Source organism: Cellulomonas soli (assembly GCF_013409305.1).
GTDB lineage: Bacteria > Actinomycetota > Actinomycetes > Actinomycetales > Cellulomonadaceae > Cellulomonas > Cellulomonas soli.
The window spans coordinates 3,814,001-3,830,680 of the sequence record NZ_JACBZJ010000001.1; the positions used below are offsets into that span (position 1 = coordinate 3,814,001).

Sequence of the window (16,680 nt, forward strand, 5' to 3'; positions counted from 1 at the left end):
CCGGTGGCCGCGACCAGGGCGGACCACGAGGCGCACGCAGGGGCGCCGACAGATCAGGTCTGCCTGCGCACGACGTCGCCCAGGAACCCCTCGATGACGTCGCGGTACGCGGCGGCGAGCCGCAACGGGTCGTGCCGCCCGGTCCCGTCACCGCGGCTGACCTGACGCAGCAGGAGCCGCGCGCCCATGGCACGGGCACGCTCGGTCACGGCGTCCACGTCCTCGACCGCGGCAGGGTCCGCGACGATGGTGTGCACGCGCAGCGTCGCGGCGTGCTCGCGCAGCGCGTCCAGGTGCGCCTCGGCGCGCATGCCGTCGGTCTCGCCCTGCGCCTCCGGCTCCAGGTTCAGCGTGAGGACGATCGGGGCGGACGTCGCCAGGAGCGCGTCCCGCAGCGCCGGGACCAGCAGGTGCGGGAGCACCGAGGTGTACCAGGACCCCGGACCCAGGACCACCCAGTCCGCCTCGGCGACCGCGGCGAGCGCCTCGGGGCATGCCGCGGGCTCGGCCGGCACGAGCCGCACCCGCGTGATCGGCTCGGCCGTCAGCGCGACCGAGCTCTGCCCCCGCACGACCACGAGAGAGCCGTCGGACCGGCGCACGTCCGCCTCGATCTCGAGCGGGACGGCCGCCATCGGCAGCACGCGCCCGCGGGCGCCGAGCAGACGGCCGACGAGGTCGAGGCCCTCGACCGTGTCACCGAGCAGCTCCCAGATCGCGACGATGAGCAGGTTGCCGACCGCGTGCCGGTCCAGGCTCCCCGTCGAGGCGAAGCGGTGCTGCAGCACGTCACGCCACGTCCTGCCCCAGTCGGAGTCGTCGCACAGCGCGGCCAACGCCATCCGCAGGTCGCCGGGCGGGAGCACGTCGAGCTCCTCGCGCAACCTGCCGGACGAACCGCCGTCGTCAGCGACCGTCACGACGGCGGTGATCCGGTCCGTCATCAGGCGCAGCGCCGACAGCGACGCCGACAGGCCGTGCCCACCACCCAGCGCGACGACCGCCGGGCTCGGCGGACGGCCCGCCCTCATTCGCGACCGAGGTCGCGGGCGGCGACCGTCACGCTGTGACCCAGGGACGCCAGGCGACGGGCGATCGCCTCGCTGATCGCCACCGACCGGTGCTTGCCGCCCGTGCAGCCGACAGCGATCGTCACGTAGCGCTTCTCCTCGTGCACGTACCCGGCGAGCACGGGCTCGAGCGCGTCGACGTAGCGCTCGATGAACTGCCGGGCGCCCGGCAGCCCCAGCACGTAGTCACGCACCGGCGCGTCCCGGCCGGTCAGGTGCCGCAGCTCGGTCACCCAGTACGGGTTGGCGAGGAACCTGACGTCGACCACGTGATCGGCGTCGAGCGGGATGCCGTACTTGAACCCGAACGAGACGACCGAGATGCGCAGGGTGTCGTCCGACGGGCGAGCGATCGCGGCACGCACCTCACGCGCCAGGTCGTGCACGTTGAGCGACGAGGTGTCGATCAGCAGGTCCGCGCGCTGCCGGATGTCCTCCAGCAGGGCACGCTCCGCACCGATGCCGTCCAGGATCCGACCGTCGCCCTGCAGGGGGTGCGGGCGGCGCACCTGCTCGTACCGCCGCACGAGGACCTCGTCGGACGCGTCGAGGAACAGCACGCGGTACTGCACCCCTGACGCCCGCAGCGCCGTCAGGACCTGAGCCAGGTCGGCGAAGAACTCGCGACCACGCACGTCGACGACGGCCGCCAGGCGCTGCGCACCCACACCCGCCGACCCGCTGGTCAGCATGCCCACCAGATGGGTGAGCATCTGCGCGGGCAGGTTGTCGACCACGTACCAGCCGAGGTCCTCCAGCACCGCGGCCGCACGGGTGCGCCCCGCACCGGACATCCCGGTGATGACCAGGACCTCGGGCTCCTCGCTGCGCGGGCCGGCCGCGGACGCCTCCAGCGCCGGGATGCCGTGCGGGACGGACAGCGGCGCGGGCTCGCGGTTCATGCCTCCAGCATGCCAGCCACGGTCGTCCCGTCCCTGTTCGACGCGGCCGGTCGAGGAGCCCCGCCCCCCCCTGGCGACTCCTCGACCGCTGCGGGGGCGGGCGTGGGGGCGGAGGCCCCCGGAGGCGTCGCGGTCCCCTGCAGGGCGGCGACGACGGCGGCGGCCGTCCGCTCACCCATGCCCGGAACCGTCGCGATCTCCTCGACGGACGCGGCACGCAGCCGCTTCACCGAGCCGAAGTGGCGCAGCAACGAGGCCTGGCGGGCGGGCCCGAGACCCGGCACGTCGTCGAGCACGGACACGGTCATGCCCTTGCTGCGGCGCTTGCGGTGCGCGGTGATGGCGAACCGGTGCGCCTCGTCGCGCAGGCGTTGCAGCAGGTAGAGGCCCTCCGAGCTGCGCTGCAGGATCACCGGGTACTCCTCCCCCGGCAACCAGACCTCCTCGAGCCGCTTCGCCAGACCGCACAAGGCCACGTCGTCCACCCCGAGCTCGGCGAGGGCCGCGGCCGCGGCCGCCACCTGGGGCGGGCCGCCGTCCACGACCACGAGGTTCGGCGGGTAGGCGAACCTCGTGGGCCGCCCCGTCTCGGCATCCACGGGACCTGAACGCAGACCGTCCTCGTCGTCGCCTCCGCCGATCTCGAGCTCGCCGGAGGCCGCCCGGTCGGCAAGGTACCGGCGGAACCGGCGGGTGATCACCTCGTGCATCGCCGCGGTGTCGTCGCGTGCACCCTCGCCCTCGGGGCCCCGCACGGAGAACAGCCGGTACTCGCTCTTGCGCGCCATGCCGTCCTCGAACACGACCATCGAGGCCGACTGGAACGTGCCCTGGTTGTGCGAGACGTCGTAGCACTCGATCCGCAACGGCGCGGTCGCCAGGTCCAGCGCCTCCTGGATCTCGCGCAACGCCTGGCTGCGCGTCGTCAGGTCGCCCGCACGACGGGTGCGGTGCAGCACGAGCGCGTGCTCGGCGTTCTTCAGGACCGTGCGCGCCAGCTCGTGCTTGTCCCCACGCTGCGGGACCCGCACGTGCACGCGGCCGCCACGCAGACCCGTCAGCCAGTCCTCCACCTGGTCGACCTCCGGCGGCAGCACCGGGACGAGCACCTCGCGCGGGACCGCACCGGCCTGCACGTCCTCGCCGCCGTAGACCTGCTGCAGCAGGTGCTCGACGAGCTCGGCGTCCGTGACGTCCTCCACCTTCTCCACGACCCAGCCGCGCTGGCCACGGATCCGGCCGTCGCGCACGTGGAAGACCTGCACGGCAGCCTCGAGCTCGTCGCCCGACAAGGCGAAGACGTCGGCCTCCGTACCGTCGGGCAGCACCACGGCGTTCTTCTGCATCGCCGTCTCGAGCGTCGCGATGTCGTCCCGCAGCCGGGCGGCACGTTCGTAGTCGAGGTCCGCCGCCGCCTCCTTCATCCTGGCGGTCAGCCGACGCGTGAACCGGGCCGTGTCGCCCGCCATGAAGTCGCAGAAGTCCTGCGCCAGCGCCCGGTGGTCGTCCGGCGCGATCCGACCCACGCACGGCGCCGAGCACTTGTCGATGTAGCCGAGCAGGCACGGCCTGCCCTGCTGGTTCGCGCGCCGGAACACCCCGGCCGAGCACGTGCGCACCGGGAACACGCGCAGCAGCAGGTCCACCGTCTCGCGGATGGCCCACGCGTGCGCGTACGGCCCGAAGTACCTGGTGCCCGCCCGCTTGGCGCCGCGCAGCACCTGGACCCGCGGGAACTCCTCGGCCATCGTCACCGCGAGGTACGGGTACGACTTGTCGTCGCGGTACTTCACGTTGAACCGCGGGTCGAACTCCTTGATCCAGGAGTACTCCAGCGCGAGCGCCTCGACCTCCGTGCCCACGACCGTCCACTGCACCGAGGCCGCGGTCGTGACCATCTGCTGCGTGCGCGGGTGCAGGTTCGCCAGGTCCTGGAAGTAGCTGCTCAGCCGCTGCCGAAGGCTCTTGGCCTTGCCGACGTAGATGACCCGTCCGTGCTCGTCACGGAAGCGGTACACGCCCGGGGAGTCGGGGATCTCCCCCGGGGCGGGTCGGTAGGTCGCAGGATCGGCCATGCCTCCGAGCCTAGTTCGCGGCACCCACGGCCCCGTGCGGCGCGGGACCTGCTCCGAGCGGTCAAGGAGCCGTCCAGGGGCCCGCGGACGCCCCGACCGGCCCCGGGCGAAGCGGTCCGATAGCGTGAGGCATGGGCATCGTTCACGCGTACTCCGTCGACCTGACCTGGACCGGCGCGCGCACGGCCGGGACGACGAGCTACACCTCGTACGGCCGCGACCACGAGCTCACCGGTGAGGGCAAGCCGCCGCTGCTCGGCACCTCCGACCCGGCGTTCCGGGGCGACCCGGAACGGTGGTCGCCCGAGGACCTGCTGGTCGGCTCGCTCTCCCAGTGCCACATGCTGTGGTTCCTGCACCTGGCCGCGGCGGCCGGTGTCGTGGTCACCGGGTACAGCGACCACGCGACGGGCTCCATGCGCATCGAGGCCGCCGGGCACGGGCACTTCTCCGAGGTCGTCCTGCACCCGCGCGTCGTGCTGTCACCCGGCGCGCACATGCCGGACGGGCGCGCCGTCGGCGACGGCGACCTCGCCGAGCTGCACCACCGGGCCCACGAGCACTGCTTCATCGCCCGCTCGGTGAACTTCCCGGTGCGGCACGAACCCGTCCCGCTCGCGCACACGCACATCGCCGGCTGAGCCACGCGGGGACACCCTCGACGAGGCAGACCTGCGACCTACGCGATCTCAGGCGGAGGCCTCCACGAGGGCACCGGTCGGGTCGAGCACCTCGGCCAAGAAGCGCCCGGTGTGACTGGCCGCGACCGTCGCGACGTGCTCGGGCGTGCCCTCGGCGACGACGAGACCGCCGCCGTTGCCACCCTCGGGCCCCATGTCGACCACCCAGTCGGCGTTCTTGATCACGTCGAGGTTGTGCTCGATGACGATCACCGAGTTGCCCTTGTCGACGAGCGACTGCAGCACGCCGAGCAGCTTGCGGATGTCCTCGAAGTGCAGGCCCGTGGTCGGCTCGTCGAGGACGTAGATCGTGCGACCTGTGGAGCGACGCTGCAGCTCGGCGGCGAGCTTGACCCGCTGGGCCTCGCCGCCCGAGAGCGTCGGAGCCGGCTGCCCGAGCCGCACGTATCCCAGACCGACGTCGACGAGCGTGCGCAGGTGCCGGGCGATCGCCGGGACGGCCGAGAAGAACTCCGCGGCCTCCTCGATCGGCATGTCGAGCACGTCGGCCACCGTCTTGCCCTTGAAGTGCACCTCGAGCGTCTCGCGGTTGTAGCGCGCCCCGTGGCACACCTCGCACGGGACGTACACGTCCGGCAGGAAGTTCATCTCGATCTTCAGCGTGCCGTCACCCGAGCACGCCTCGCAGCGACCGCCCTTGACGTTGAAGGAGAACCTGCCCGGCGCGTACCCGCGGACCTTGGCCTCGGTCGTCTCGGCGAAGAGCTTGCGCACGTGGTCCCACACGCCCGTGTAAGTCGCCGGGTTCGAACGGGGCGTGCGACCGATCGGGCCCTGGTCGACGTGCACGACCTTGTCGAGGTGCTCGAGGCCCGTCACACGCTTGTGCCGCCCGGCCACCTGACGCGCACCGTTGAGCTCGTTGGCCAGCACCGTGTACAGGATCGAGTTGACGAGCGTCGACTTGCCCGAGCCGGACACGCCCGTGACGGCCGTGAGCGTGCCGAGCGGGAAGGACACGTCGATGCCCTGCAGGTTGTGCTCTCGCGCTCCGACGACCGTGAGCCTGCGCTTGGGGTCGACCGGTCGACGTGCGGCGGGCATCGGGATCGATCGACGGCCCGACAGGTAGGCACCCGTCACCGAGTCCGGTGAGGCAAGCAGGCCGGCGAGGTCCCCGGAGTGGACGACGTAACCGCCGTGCTCCCCCGCGCCCGGACCGATGTCGACGATCCAGTCCGCGGTGCGGATCGTGTCCTCGTCGTGCTCGACGACGATGAGCGTGTTGCCGAGGTCGCGCAGCCGCGTGAGCGTGTCGATCAGCCGCCGGTTGTCCCGCTGGTGGAGCCCGATCGACGGCTCGTCGAGGACGTAGAGCACGCCGACCAGGCCGGAGCCGATCTGCGTCGCGAGCCGGATGCGCTGGGCCTCGCCACCCGACAGCGTGGCGGCCGGGCGCATGAGCGAGAGGTAGTCGAGACCGACGTCGAGCAGGAAGCCGAGCCGCGCCTGGATCTCTTTGAGCACCTGCGCGGCGATCGCGGCCTCCCGCTCACCGAGCACCAGGGCGTTGAGGAACTCCGAGGCCTCGCGGATCGGGAGGTCGCAGACCTCGGCGATCGACCGCTCGCCGACCCGGACGGCGAGCACCTCGGGCTTGAGCCGTGCCCCGCGGCAGACCGGGCACGGCACCTCACGCATGAAGGCCTCGTACTTCTCCTTGCTCCAGTCGGAGTCCGTCTCGGAGTGCCGGCGCTCGAGGAAGGTGAGGACGCCCTCGAAGCCCGTGGAGTACTGGCGCTCACGACCCCAGCGGTTCTTGTACCGGACGTGCACCTCGTGGTTCTGACCGTGCAGCACCGCGTCCTTGGCCCGCTGCGGCAGGGCACGCCACGGCATGTCCATCGAGAAGCCGAGATCGTCCGCGAGCGCGCCGAGCACGCGGGTGAAGTACTCGCTGGACACCTGCGCCCACGGGGCGACGGCGCCCTCGGCGAGCGAGAGGTCCTCGTCGGGGATGACCAGCTCGGGGTCGACCTCGAGCCGCGACCCGATGCCCGTGCACTCGGGGCAGGCGCCGTAGGGCGCGTTGAAGGAGAACGTGCGCGGCTCGATCTCGTCGAGCGTGAGGACGTGGTCGTTGGGGCAGGCCCGGTGCTCGGAGAACCTGCGCTCGCGCTGCGGGTCGTCGGCATCGGCGTCGACGAGCTCGACGACGAGGAGACCGGCGGCCAGACCGAGAGCGGTCTCGACGGAGTCGGTGAGCCGGCGCTGCACGCCCTCGCGGGAGACGAGGCGGTCGACGACGACCTCGATGTCGTGCTTGAGCTTCTTCTCCAGAGCGGGGGGCTCGGTGAGCTGGACGACCTCGCCGTCGACCCGGGCCCGGGCGAAGCCCTTCGCCTGCAGCTCGCGGAACAGGTCGGCGTACTCCCCCTTGCGTCCGCGGACGACGGGGGCGAGCACCTGGTAGCGGGTGCCTTCGGGGAGCTCGAGCAGGCGGTCGACGATCTGCTGCGGCGTCTGGGCGGTGACGCGCTCACCGCAGGTCGGGCAGTGCTGCGTGCCCGCGCGGGCGAAGAGCAGACGCAGGTAGTCGTAGACCTCGGTGATGGTGCCGACGGTCGAGCGCGGGTTGCGGTTCGTCGACTTCTGATCGATCGACACCGCGGGCGAGAGGCCCTCGATGAAGTCGACGTCGGGCTTGTCCATCTGGCCGAGGAACTGCCGGGCGTAGGCCGACAGGGACTCCACGTACCGCCGCTGCCCCTCGGCGAAGATCGTGTCGAACGCGAGCGAGGACTTCCCGGAGCCGGACAGGCCCGTGAAGACGATGAGCCTGTCGCGCGGGAGGTCGAGGTCCACGTTGCGCAGGTTGTGCTCTCGGGCGCCCTGCACCACCAGTCGGTCGTTCACCCGCGGAAGTCTACGTCGCGCGACGGACATTCGCACACATGTTCGATCTTCTCGTGCCGGGTCGCTCGCGGGCGTGAGCGGGCGCGACGGCGTGCGGCCGGGACGAGAATGCTCCTGGGGTCTCGCGCGGGGGCGACGGCCCTCGACCCCACCCACGCGCAGGAGGCGAGCCCGTGCCCTACACCGGTGAGGTGACCGTCGGCGGTCCCAGCGACCTGCGGGTCCTGGACGAGGTCGAGATCCGCAAGCTCGCGGTGGGTCCCGGTGACAACGACGTCTACCTGCTGACCTGTCGTCGGGACGGCGCCCAGCTGCTCGTGGATGCCGCCGACGAGCCGGGTCGCCTCGTCGATCTCGTCCGGGAGGGTTCCGGGGCGACGCGGCTGGACCATGTCGTCACGACGCACCGGCACCCGGACCACCACCGGGCGCTGAGGTCGCTGGTGGCCGTGACGGGGGCTCCGGTCGCCGCAGGGGCACCGGACGCCGAGGCGATCACGGAGGCGACCGAGGTGCACGTCGCGCACCGCCTGCACCACGGCGACACGCTCACGGTCGGTCACGTGTGCGTCGAGGTGATCGCTCTGCGGGGGCACACGCCGGGCTCGGTCGCCCTGGTGTACCGCGAGCCCGAGCACGTCGAGGCGCCGGGGGCGGTGGCCGGACGGGCCCACCTGTTCACCGGGGACTCGCTGTTCCCCGGTGGGGTCGGCGCGACCGGGGGCGACCCGCGACGGTTCGCCCAGCTGTACGCCGACGTGCGCACGCGGGTGTTCGACCGGTTCGGCGACGACACCTGGGTGTACCCGGGCCACGGGCGCGACACCACGCTCGGCACGGAGCGCCCGCACCTGGAGGAGTGGCGCACCCGCGGCTGGTGAACGCCACGGATCGGCGGGTTCAGGCGCCGAGGAACGCCCGCACCGCGTCCGCACCGTCGATCCGCACGTCCGGGCGCGAGGACTCCGGTCGCGCGTCCCAGTCCGCACGGTCCATGCGGTACCGCAGCGAGACGGCCGGCTGCCCCTCCCGCTCGATGACCTCGCGCCCGTCGGGCACGTAGCCGATCCGTCGTGTCACCGCGTTGGACGCAGCGTTGTCCGCGAACGCCTCGGTTCGCGCGACCTGCGCGCCGAGGCCGTCGAAGGCCAGGTGCAGGACTGCCAGACGCATCCGGGTGCCGATCCCGCGGCCCTGGTGCGCCCGGCCGAGCCAGGATCCGCTGGTGAGGGTCCGGGTGACCGGGTAGCTCGAGGCCGCCAGCGCCTGGACCCCGACAGGGCGCCCGTCGTGCAGCACCGCGAGCTCGAGCGCCCACCGGCGCCCGCCCAGTCCGGCACGAGCGCCCCACTGGTAGGTGAGGACCGCGCGGGCGACCTCTTCGGGCGTCCCGCGGGTCCAGGGTGCCGTGAACGGCATGGTCGCCGGGTCGTGCACCCCCTGGGCGGCGAGCGCCGCGAGCGCGTGCAGCAGGTCGTCGTCGAGGTAGCGCAGCTCGAGGTCCCCGGAACTCACCCGCAGGTTCGCGAAGGGCCAGGTCAGAGAGTCGGGAAACGGTGCCATGGCGGCGAGCATGCCGGGTCGGTGCGCGCGCGGTCCAGCAGATTGGCGAGCCGACCCGTCCGGCGCTCAGGGCTCGATCGGCCCCAGCCAGGCGTTGGCGACGGTGGCGTGCGCGGACTCGGCGTCGGAGGGGTGGAAGATCCCGGCGAGCACGTCCCGGTAGAGCCGCCCGAGCTCGTTGCCGGCGAAGTAGCTGGAGCCACCGGCCACCCGGATCGCCTGGTCGACCACCACCCGGGCGTTCTCGGTGGCCCGCACCTTGAGCCCGACGAGCCGGGGGAACCACTGCGCGCCGTGGTCGGCCTGCTCGTCGACGTCGCGTGCGAGGGCCCACACCTGCGGCTCGATGCCGTCCTGCGCGATCGCAGCCTCGGCGACCCTCCAGCGGATGTCCGGGTCCTGGGCGTACGTGCGTCCCTCGTTCTTCATCGAGGTGCGTCGGTGGGCCGCGGCGACGGCGAGCTCGAGCGCCCGACGGCCGATGCCCGTGTAGCAGGCGGCCAGCAGGATCTCGAACACGGCGAACAGCGCGAAGACGAACGGGTCGCGGCTGGGTCCGACGGGCAGGACGCGGTAGACACGGTCCGCGGGGGCCTGCACGCCGTCGAGCACGGTCGTGCAGCTCTGCGTGGCGCGCATGCCGACGGTGTCCCAGTCGTCCTTGACGGTGATGCCCGCGGTGTCGCGCGCCACGACCGCGTGCACGAGCACGGGCGCGTCGGGATCGGCGTCGTCGCGCCCGAAGGTGGCCAGGCGTGTCCAGACCGGGGAGAGCGAGGTGAAGATCTTCGTCCCCGTGTACCGGTAGGAGCCGTCGGGCTCCCGCTCGGCGCGCGTCCGGGAGTCGAACATCACCAGGTCGTTGCCGCCCTCGGAGTTCCCGAACGCGTACACCTCGCCGGCGGCGGCGTCCTCGAGGACGAAGCGCATCGACTCGTCGCCGCGTGCCGCGAGCTGGGCGGCGATCCCGGTGACGACCAGGTGCATGTTCACCGCGAGCGCGGTCGCGGGGGCGGCGGCGGCCAGGCGCACCTGCTCGCGGGCGACCTGCTCGAGCGTGAGCCCGGGTCCGCCGAGGTCGGTAGGCACGAACGCGCGCAGGTATCCGACCTCGACGAGGTCGGCGAGGTCGTCGTGCGGGAAGGTGTTGTCCCGGTCGTGCCCGGCGGCGCGAGCGTGGATGCGCTCGAGCAGCTCGTCGGTCAGCAGCGGTGCGTGCACGGCCATCCTCCTCATGCCCCGAAGACGTCGGGGGCGGGTCCGATGCGCTCGCCGCGGTCGAGGCCGGCGATGCGCGCGTGGTCGTCCTCGTCGAGGGTGAGGTCGAACACGTCGATGTTGGCCCGGATGCGCGCCGGGGTCGCGGACTTGGGGATCACGACGGTCCCGAGGTCGAGGTGCCAGCGCAGCACGACCTGGGCCGTGCTGACGTGGTGCTCGGCGGCGATCTCGACGAGGACGGGGTCGTCGAGCACCCCGCTGCCACGACCTAGCGGGGACCACGCCTGCGTGACGATGCCGTGCGCGGCGTGGAATGCGCGCAGCTCGGGCTGCTGCAGGTACGGGTGGAGCTCGACCTGGTTGAGGACCGGGCGGGTGCCGGTCTCCTCGACGAGGCGCCGCAGGTGCGCGGGCTGGAAGTTCGACACGCCGATCGAGCGGACCCGTCGTTCCTCGCGCAGCTCGACGAGCGCGCGCCAGGTGTCGACGTAGAGGTCCTGGCCCGGGTACGGCCAGTGGATGAGGTAGAGGTCGGGGTCGCCGAGGTCGAGGCGGGCTGCGGAGGCGTCGAAGGCGCGGCGGGTCGCGTCGTACCCCTGGTCGTCGTTCCAGACCTTGGTGGTCACGTACACCTCGGCGCGCGGGAGCCCGCTGGCACGGACACCGCGCCCGACGCCGGTCTCGTTGCCGTACAGCCGGGCGGTGTCGACCATCCGGTAGCCGGCGTCCAGCGCGTGCCTCACCGCGGTTTGCGCCCCGGAGTCGTCGATCTTGTACACGCCGAAGCCGAGCTGCGGGATCGTCGTGCCGTCGTTCAGCGGGATCGCAGGCACCGGCGGCACGGGTGTCAGGGGCGGCACCCCGGCGCCCGCGGGTGTGCCGTCGTCGTCGTGCGAAGAAGTCATGGGACCACTCTCCCATCCGGTCCTGGGTACGGCAGGATCCAGGGATGGCCGTCTACGCAGTCCAGTACACGTACGTGAACGACCCCGCCGCCCTCGACGCGGTGCGGCCCGAGCATCGGGCCTACCTGCAGGGCCTCGCGGAGCAGGGCGTCGCTCTCGGCACCGGGCCGTACGTGGGCGGCGCCGCCGGGGCGCTCCTCGTGCTGCGCACCGCTGACCGGGCGGGGCTCGACGAGGCGCTCGCCGGTGACCCGTTCGCCCGCCACGCCCTGATCGCCGACGCGGCGGTGCGCGAGTGGAATCCCGTCATCGGCCCCTGGGCCGCAGGCCTCTGACCGACGCGACCCGGCCCGATGCCGTCCGATCCGGCATCGGGCACCGGGCACCGGGCACCGGGCACCGGGCACCGGGTCGAGTTGCGCGCGTCAGGCCTCGGGCGTCGTGACGCCTGCCCGTTCGTCCCTGCGGGACTTCGCCAGGCTCGCCACGGTCGTGACCGTGAGGATGGCGACGATCGCGGCGAGCGAGACGAGGATCGAGATGTCCGGCACCCCGGTCACCGGTTCGCCGCCGTTGACGAACGGCAGCTCGTTCTCGTGCAGAGCGTGCAGCACGAGCTTGACGCCGATGAACCCGAGCAGGACCGCCAGCCCGACGTTCAGGTAGACCAGCCGGGTCAGCAGCCCGCCCAGCAGGAAGTACAGCTGGCGCAGCCCCATGAGCGCGAAGAGGTTCGCCATGAGCACCAGGTAGGGCTCGTTGGTCAGGCCGAAGATCGCGGGGATCGAGTCGAACGCGAACAGCAGGTCGGTGGCCCCCAGGGCGACCAGCACGATGAGCATCGGTGTGACCAGGCGTCGCCCGTTCTCGACGATCGTCAGGCGCACCCCGTGGTACTCGGGGGTCGACGGGAACCACTTCTGCACGAGGCGCAGCAGCAGGGGCGGGTGGAACTCGTCGTCGCCGGTGTCGCCCTCACGCCCCACCTTCCAGGCGGTCCACAGCAGGAACGCCCCGAACAGGTAGAAGACCCAGCTGAACGCCGAGATGACCGCGGCCCCGGCTGCGATGAAGATTCCGCGGAACACCAGCGCGAGGATGATGCCCACCAGCAACGCGGTCTGCTGGAACTGCCGCGGGACCGCGAACCTGCTCATGATCAGCAGGAAGACGAAGAGGTTGTCGACCGACAGCGAGTACTCGGTGATCCACCCCGCGTAGAACTCCCCCGCGTACTGCCCTCCCCACGCAGCCCAGACGACGCCGCCGAAGATCAGTGCCAGGGCGATGTAGAGCCCGAGGTAACGCAGCGACTCCGAGGTCGTCGGGACGTGCGGTCGCCGACCGACCACCGCGACGTCGACGAACAGCAGGGCTCCGACCAGTCCCAGGGAGACCAGCCAGACGAGGGGTTCGACGTGCACCGGGGGGACCTCAGCTCTCGGTGACCGCAGGCTTGCGGTCGTTGCGGGTGGCGTACAGGCTCGCGACCGTGGCGACGGCCAACGTGCCGAGGATGACGGTCATCGACAACCAGATCGGGATCTCGGGAGCCCACTCGACGTGCTCGCCGCCGTTGATGAAGGGCAGCTCGTTGGTGTGCAGCGCCTCGAGCACGAGCTTGACGCCGATGAACCCGAGGATCACGGCCAGTCCCTGCGAGAGGTACACGAGCCGTTCGAGCAGCCCACCGATGAGGAAGTACAGCTGGCGCAGGCCCAGCAGCGCGAACGCGTTGGTCGTGAAGACGATGTACGGCTCCTTGGTCAGGCCGTAGATCGCCGGGATCGAGTCGAGCGCGAACAGCACGTCCGTCGAGCCGATCGCCACCATGACGACGAGCATCGGCGTGATGAACCGCTTGCCGTCGATCCGCACGGACAGCCGGTCGCCGTGGTACTCGTCGGTCGTGGGCACCAGACGCTTGAGCACACGGACCGCGAACCCGTCGGGCGCCGGTTCGTCGCGCACGTCGCCGTCGGAGTCGTGGTTCTCCCGCGCGAGCTTGATCCCCGTGTAGATGAGGAACGCACCGAACAGGTAGAAGACCCAGGAGAACTGCGCGATCGCCGCAGCCCCCAGGAGGATGAAGACGGTGCGCAGCACCAGGGCGATCACGACGCCGACCAGCAGCACCTTCTGCTGGTACTCCCGGGGGACCGCGAACTTCGTCATGATGATGAGGAAGACGAAGAGGTTGTCGACGGACAGGCTCTTCTCGGTGATGTAGCCGGCGAAGTACTCGGAGCCGTGCCCCCAGCCCCAGACCATGCCGAGGCCGACCCCGAAGGCCACGGCGAGAGCGATGTAGAAGACCGACCACCGGGCCGATTCCTGGAACGTCGGCGCGTGGGGGGTGCGCACGTGCGCGTAGAAGTCGAACACGACCATGGCGATGATGGCGGCCGCCGTGACGAGCCAGACCCACAGGTCGACAGACATAGGTCACCTCCGGTACGTAGGGGTAGGTACCGGAGGTCTCTCCCACCCTGACGTCACGCCAGGATCGATGCCCCGGGCTGACGACGACGTCGGCCGTGATGACGGGAGCACCGTGTCGGGATACTCCCCTCCACTGCGTCGCCCAGCATAGGGCACGACGGACCGGGGGCCACGGCCGCGCCCGCCGCGCACCCGTTCAGGCCGTCGCGGCCTGCATCTGCCGGAGCTCCTTCTTCAGGCCGGAGATCTCGTCGCGCAGCCTCGCCGCCAGCTCGAACTGCAGCTCACCCGCCGCGGCGTGCATCTGCCCGGTCAGCTCCTGGATCAGGTCCGCCAGCTCGCCCGCCGCCGCACCGACCAGACGCGTGCGTTCGCCCCCCGCAGTGCCCGCCTTCGACCCGAAGCCCGGCACCGGCGCCTTGCCGCGACTGGCCTGCCGTCCGGCCCCGCCGAGCAGCTCGGCGGTGTCGGCGTCCTCGCGGGCCAGCAGGTCGGTGATGTCACCGATCTTCTTGCGCAGCGGCGTCGGGTCGATGCCGTGAGCGACGTTGTAGGCCACCTGCCGCTCACGGCGGCGGTTCGTCTCGTCGATGGCCAGCGCCATGCCCGCGGTCACCCGGTCGGCGTACATGTGCACCTGACCGGAGACGTTACGGGCGGCACGCCCGATCGTCTGGATGAGCGAGGTGCCCGAGCGCAGGAAGCCCTCCTTGTCCGCGTCGAGGATCGCCACGAGCGAGACCTCCGGCAGGTCCAGGCCCTCACGCAGCAGGTTGATGCCGATGAGCACGTCGTACTCGCCCAGCCGCAGCTCGCGCAGCAGCTCGACCCGCCGCAGCGTGTCGACCTCGGAGTGCAGGTAGCGCACCCGCACACCCTTCTCGAGCAGGTAGTCGGTGAGGTCCTCGGCCATCTTCTTCGTCAGGGTCGTCACCAGGACGCGCTCGTTGCGGTCGGCACGTTCCCGGATCTCACCGAGCAGGTCGTCGATCTGCCCCTGGGTCGGCTTGACGACGACCTCGGGGTCGATGAGGCCGGTCGGCCGGATGATCTGCTCGACGAAGCCGTCCGACATCGACATCTCGTAGCTGCCGGGCGTCGCGGACAGGTACACGGCCTGACCGATCCGCTCGACGAACTCGTCCCAGCGCAGGGGGCGGTTGTCGACCGCGCTGGGCAGGCGGAAGCCGTGGTCCACCAGCGCACGCTTGCGCGACCTGTCCCCCTCGTACATGGCACCGATCTGCGGCACGGTGACGTGCGACTCGTCGATGACCAGCAGGAAGTCCTCGGGGAAGTAGTCCATGAGCGTGTTCGGTGCCGAACCGGGCTCCCGGCCGTCGATGTGCCGCGAGTAGTTCTCGATGCCGGAGCACGAGCCGATCTGGCGCATCATCTCGATGTCGTAGGTCGTGCGCATGCGCAGGCGCTGCGCCTCGAGCAGCTTGTTCTCCCGCTCGAGCTCCTCCAGGCGCTGCGCGAGCTCGGCCTCGATGCTCCCGATCGCGCGCTCCATGCGCTCGGGGCCCGCGACGTAGTGCGTGGCCGGGAAGATGTGCATCTGGTGCTCGGAACGCACGACGTCACCCGTCAGCGGGTGCAGCGTCGCGATCGCCTCGATCTCGTCACCGAAGAACTCGATGCGGATCGCGAGCTCCTCGTACACCGGGATGATCTCGACGGTGTCGCCCCGCACCCGGAACGTGCCACGGGTGAAGGCCAGGTCGTTGCGCGTGTACTGCATGGTCACGAACTGCCGCAGCAGCTGGTCGCGGTCGACACGGTCCCCGACCGCAAGGGTGACCATGCGGTCCACGTACTCCTGCGGGGTGCCCAGGCCGTAGATGCACGACACCGTGGCCACGACGACGACGTCGCGACGGGTCAGCAGCGAGCTGGTCGCCGAGTGCCGCAGGCGCTCGACCTCGTCGTTGATCGAGGAGTCCTTCTCGATGTAGGTGTCCGTCTGCGCGATGTATGCCTCGGGCTGGTAGTAGTCGTAGTACGAGACGAAGTACTCGACGGCGTTGTTCGGCAGCAGCTCACGGAACTCCGTCGCCAGCTGGGCCGCGAGCGTCTTGTTCGGAGCCATCACCAGGGTCGGACGCTGCACCTGCTCGATGAGCCACGCCGTGGTCGCCGACTTGCCCGTCCCGGTCGCCCCGAGCAGGACGACGTCCTTCTCCCCCGCCCGCAACCTCGCGGTCAGCTCGGCGATGGCGGTCGGCTGGTCACCCGACGGGGTGTAGTCCGACACCACCTCGAACGGTGCGACGGTCCGCTGCAGCTCGGTGACAGGGCGCATGAGCCCACCGTACGTGGCCCCGCCGACACGGACGCCGCCGACCCGGCACCCGACGAGGCCCACAGCGGACCGCAGGCCCTGCCGCTCAGTCGCCCGTCATCACCGTGACGATCGCCATCGGGTCCTCGTTCTGCACGGCCGAGGCCAGCTGCTGCATGTACGTGCGGTACATCGCGAACCCGATGATCTTGCGGCGCACCGGCGGCACCAGCGCCCGGACCCCGCCGGTGTCGACACCGAAGTCGACGATCGACGTCCGGGCCGTCGTGCGGCCACCGCCGCGATCGACCTGCACGTCGAAGCGCAGGATCTCCGTCTTCTCACCCAGAGGCCGCACGATCAGGTCGACCGCCGAGGACGTGCGGTCCTCCGCACGCAGCCGACGATCAGGATCGGTGACCTGTCGGGCGGCGAGCTTGGCCAGCTCGAGCACCCGGGGCGCCGGCAGGCTCGTCCCGATCGACACGGACGCACGCGACTGTGCAGGCTTCATCGTCGAGGCCCCTCCAGGCTCTGCCGGTGCGGTGTCGCCGTCGACACCGCCATGACCGGTCCTGGACGCACCGTAGCGAACATGGACGGTCGACCACGAGGGGTCCGGGCCTGCGGATCTGCGCGTTCACCCGCGCGGCTGAGCCGT

At 71.3% G+C, this 16,680-nt stretch carries 14 protein-coding genes; 3 read left to right on the forward strand and 11 right to left on the reverse strand.

Annotated elements, in window-relative coordinates; all coding sequences use genetic code 11:
* Positions 1-53 precede the first annotated feature (53 nt).
* Genes BKA22_RS17390 through uvrC form a run of 3 tightly spaced genes read right to left on the reverse strand, consistent with a single transcriptional unit; the run spans position 54 to position 4,047 of the window.
* On the reverse strand, positions 54-1,031 hold the full coding sequence (locus BKA22_RS17390; RefSeq protein WP_146951968.1) for a gluconeogenesis factor YvcK family protein: 978 nt from the start codon (positions 1,029-1,031) through the stop codon (positions 54-56).
* A complete protein-coding gene (gene rapZ / locus BKA22_RS17395) occupies positions 1,028-1,972 on the reverse strand; it encodes an RNase adapter RapZ (protein ID WP_146951969.1) in 945 nt (314 codons plus the stop codon). The genes BKA22_RS17390 and rapZ overlap by 4 nt, the downstream gene beginning before the upstream one ends.
* A complete protein-coding gene (uvrC, locus tag BKA22_RS17400; RefSeq protein WP_146951970.1) occupies positions 1,969-4,047 on the reverse strand; it encodes an excinuclease ABC subunit UvrC in 2,079 nt (692 codons plus the stop codon). Before uvrC ends, rapZ begins: the two co-directional genes overlap by 4 nt.
* A gap of 131 nt (positions 4,048-4,178) precedes the next feature.
* On the opposite strand from uvrC, the gene BKA22_RS17405 reads away from it, so the two are divergent.
* Positions 4,179-4,688, forward strand: coding sequence for an OsmC family protein (locus tag BKA22_RS17405; protein ID WP_146951971.1), 510 nt, complete (start codon positions 4,179-4,181; stop codon positions 4,686-4,688).
* A 48-nt stretch (positions 4,689-4,736) separates the two neighbouring features.
* Here BKA22_RS17405 and uvrA read toward each other — a convergent pair whose 3' ends face one another.
* Positions 4,737-7,604 (reverse strand): excinuclease ABC subunit UvrA, encoded by a 2,868-nt coding sequence (gene uvrA / locus BKA22_RS17410; RefSeq protein WP_179561840.1) that lies wholly within the window; start codon positions 7,602-7,604, stop codon positions 4,737-4,739.
* A gap of 173 nt (positions 7,605-7,777) precedes the next feature.
* On the opposite strand from uvrA, the gene BKA22_RS17415 reads away from it, so the two are divergent.
* Entirely contained in the window at positions 7,778-8,485 is a 708-nt protein-coding gene (locus BKA22_RS17415) for an MBL fold metallo-hydrolase (protein WP_146951973.1), read from the forward strand.
* Positions 8,486-8,504: 19 nt separating this feature from the next.
* Here BKA22_RS17415 and BKA22_RS17420 read toward each other — a convergent pair whose 3' ends face one another.
* From BKA22_RS17420 to BKA22_RS17430, 3 genes are all read right to left on the reverse strand, one after another.
* Positions 8,505-9,167 carry a GNAT family N-acetyltransferase gene (locus tag BKA22_RS17420; RefSeq protein ID WP_146951974.1) on the reverse strand — a complete coding sequence of 221 codons (663 nt, stop codon included), beginning with the start codon at positions 9,165-9,167 and terminating at the stop codon, positions 8,505-8,507.
* Between the two features lie 66 nt (positions 9,168-9,233).
* On the reverse strand, positions 9,234-10,394 hold the full coding sequence (locus tag BKA22_RS17425; protein WP_179561841.1) for an acyl-CoA dehydrogenase family protein: 1,161 nt from the start codon (positions 10,392-10,394) through the stop codon (positions 9,234-9,236).
* Positions 10,395-10,399: 5 nt separating this feature from the next.
* Positions 10,400-11,293 carry an aldo/keto reductase gene (locus BKA22_RS17430; RefSeq protein ID WP_218866717.1) on the reverse strand — a complete coding sequence of 298 codons (894 nt, stop codon included), beginning with the start codon at positions 11,291-11,293 and terminating at the stop codon, positions 10,400-10,402.
* 44 nt (positions 11,294-11,337) lie between these two features.
* Between BKA22_RS17430 and BKA22_RS17435 the strand changes: the two genes are divergently transcribed.
* Positions 11,338-11,628: a YciI family protein gene (locus tag BKA22_RS17435; RefSeq protein ID WP_146951976.1), complete on the forward strand. Its 291-nt coding sequence runs from the start codon at positions 11,338-11,340 to the stop codon at positions 11,626-11,628.
* Positions 11,629-11,718: 90 nt separating this feature from the next.
* Here the strand turns inward: BKA22_RS17435 and BKA22_RS17440 are convergent, their stop codons facing one another.
* The 4 genes from BKA22_RS17440 to BKA22_RS17455 form a co-directional block, all read right to left on the reverse strand.
* Positions 11,719-12,717, reverse strand: coding sequence for a TerC family protein (locus tag BKA22_RS17440; protein ID WP_146951977.1), 999 nt, complete (start codon positions 12,715-12,717; stop codon positions 11,719-11,721).
* A 10-nt stretch (positions 12,718-12,727) separates the two neighbouring features.
* On the reverse strand, positions 12,728-13,735 hold the full coding sequence (locus tag BKA22_RS17445) for a TerC family protein (RefSeq protein ID WP_146951978.1): 1,008 nt from the start codon (positions 13,733-13,735) through the stop codon (positions 12,728-12,730).
* Between the two features lie 196 nt (positions 13,736-13,931).
* On the reverse strand, positions 13,932-16,040 hold the full coding sequence (uvrB, locus tag BKA22_RS17450; RefSeq protein ID WP_146951979.1) for an excinuclease ABC subunit UvrB: 2,109 nt from the start codon (positions 16,038-16,040) through the stop codon (positions 13,932-13,934).
* 85 nt (positions 16,041-16,125) lie between these two features.
* Complete coding sequence (locus tag BKA22_RS17455) at positions 16,126-16,533, reverse strand: hypothetical protein (RefSeq protein WP_146951980.1); 408 nt, start codon at positions 16,531-16,533, stop codon at positions 16,126-16,128.
* Between the last annotated feature and the right edge of the window lie 147 nt (positions 16,534-16,680).

Bases quoted from the DNA above. Each gene is read 5' to 3' on its own strand.
- BKA22_RS17390 (WP_146951968.1), bottom strand. From the start codon at position 1,031: ATGAGGGCGGGCCGTCCGCCGAGCCCGGCGGTCGTCGCGCTGGGTGGT.
- BKA22_RS17420 (WP_146951974.1), bottom strand. From the start codon at position 9,167: ATGGCACCGTTTCCCGACTCTCTGACCTGGCCCTTCGCGAACCTGCGG.
- uvrB (WP_146951979.1), bottom strand. From the start codon at position 16,040: ATGCGCCCTGTCACCGAGCTGCAGCGGACCGTCGCACCGTTCGAGGTG.
- uvrC (WP_146951970.1), bottom strand. From the start codon at position 4,047: ATGGCCGATCCTGCGACCTACCGACCCGCCCCGGGGGAGATCCCCGAC.
- BKA22_RS17445 (WP_146951978.1), bottom strand. From the start codon at position 13,735: ATGTCTGTCGACCTGTGGGTCTGGCTCGTCACGGCGGCCGCCATCATC.
- BKA22_RS17425 (WP_179561841.1), bottom strand. From the start codon at position 10,394: ATGGCCGTGCACGCACCGCTGCTGACCGACGAGCTGCTCGAGCGCATC.
- rapZ (WP_146951969.1), bottom strand. From the start codon at position 1,972: ATGAACCGCGAGCCCGCGCCGCTGTCCGTCCCGCACGGCATCCCGGCG.
- BKA22_RS17430 (WP_218866717.1), bottom strand. From the start codon at position 11,293: ATGACTTCTTCGCACGACGACGACGGCACACCCGCGGGCGCCGGGGTG.
- BKA22_RS17435 (WP_146951976.1), top strand. From the start codon at position 11,338: ATGGCCGTCTACGCAGTCCAGTACACGTACGTGAACGACCCCGCCGCC.
- BKA22_RS17405 (WP_146951971.1), top strand. From the start codon at position 4,179: ATGGGCATCGTTCACGCGTACTCCGTCGACCTGACCTGGACCGGCGCG.
- BKA22_RS17455 (WP_146951980.1), bottom strand. From the start codon at position 16,533: ATGAAGCCTGCACAGTCGCGTGCGTCCGTGTCGATCGGGACGAGCCTG.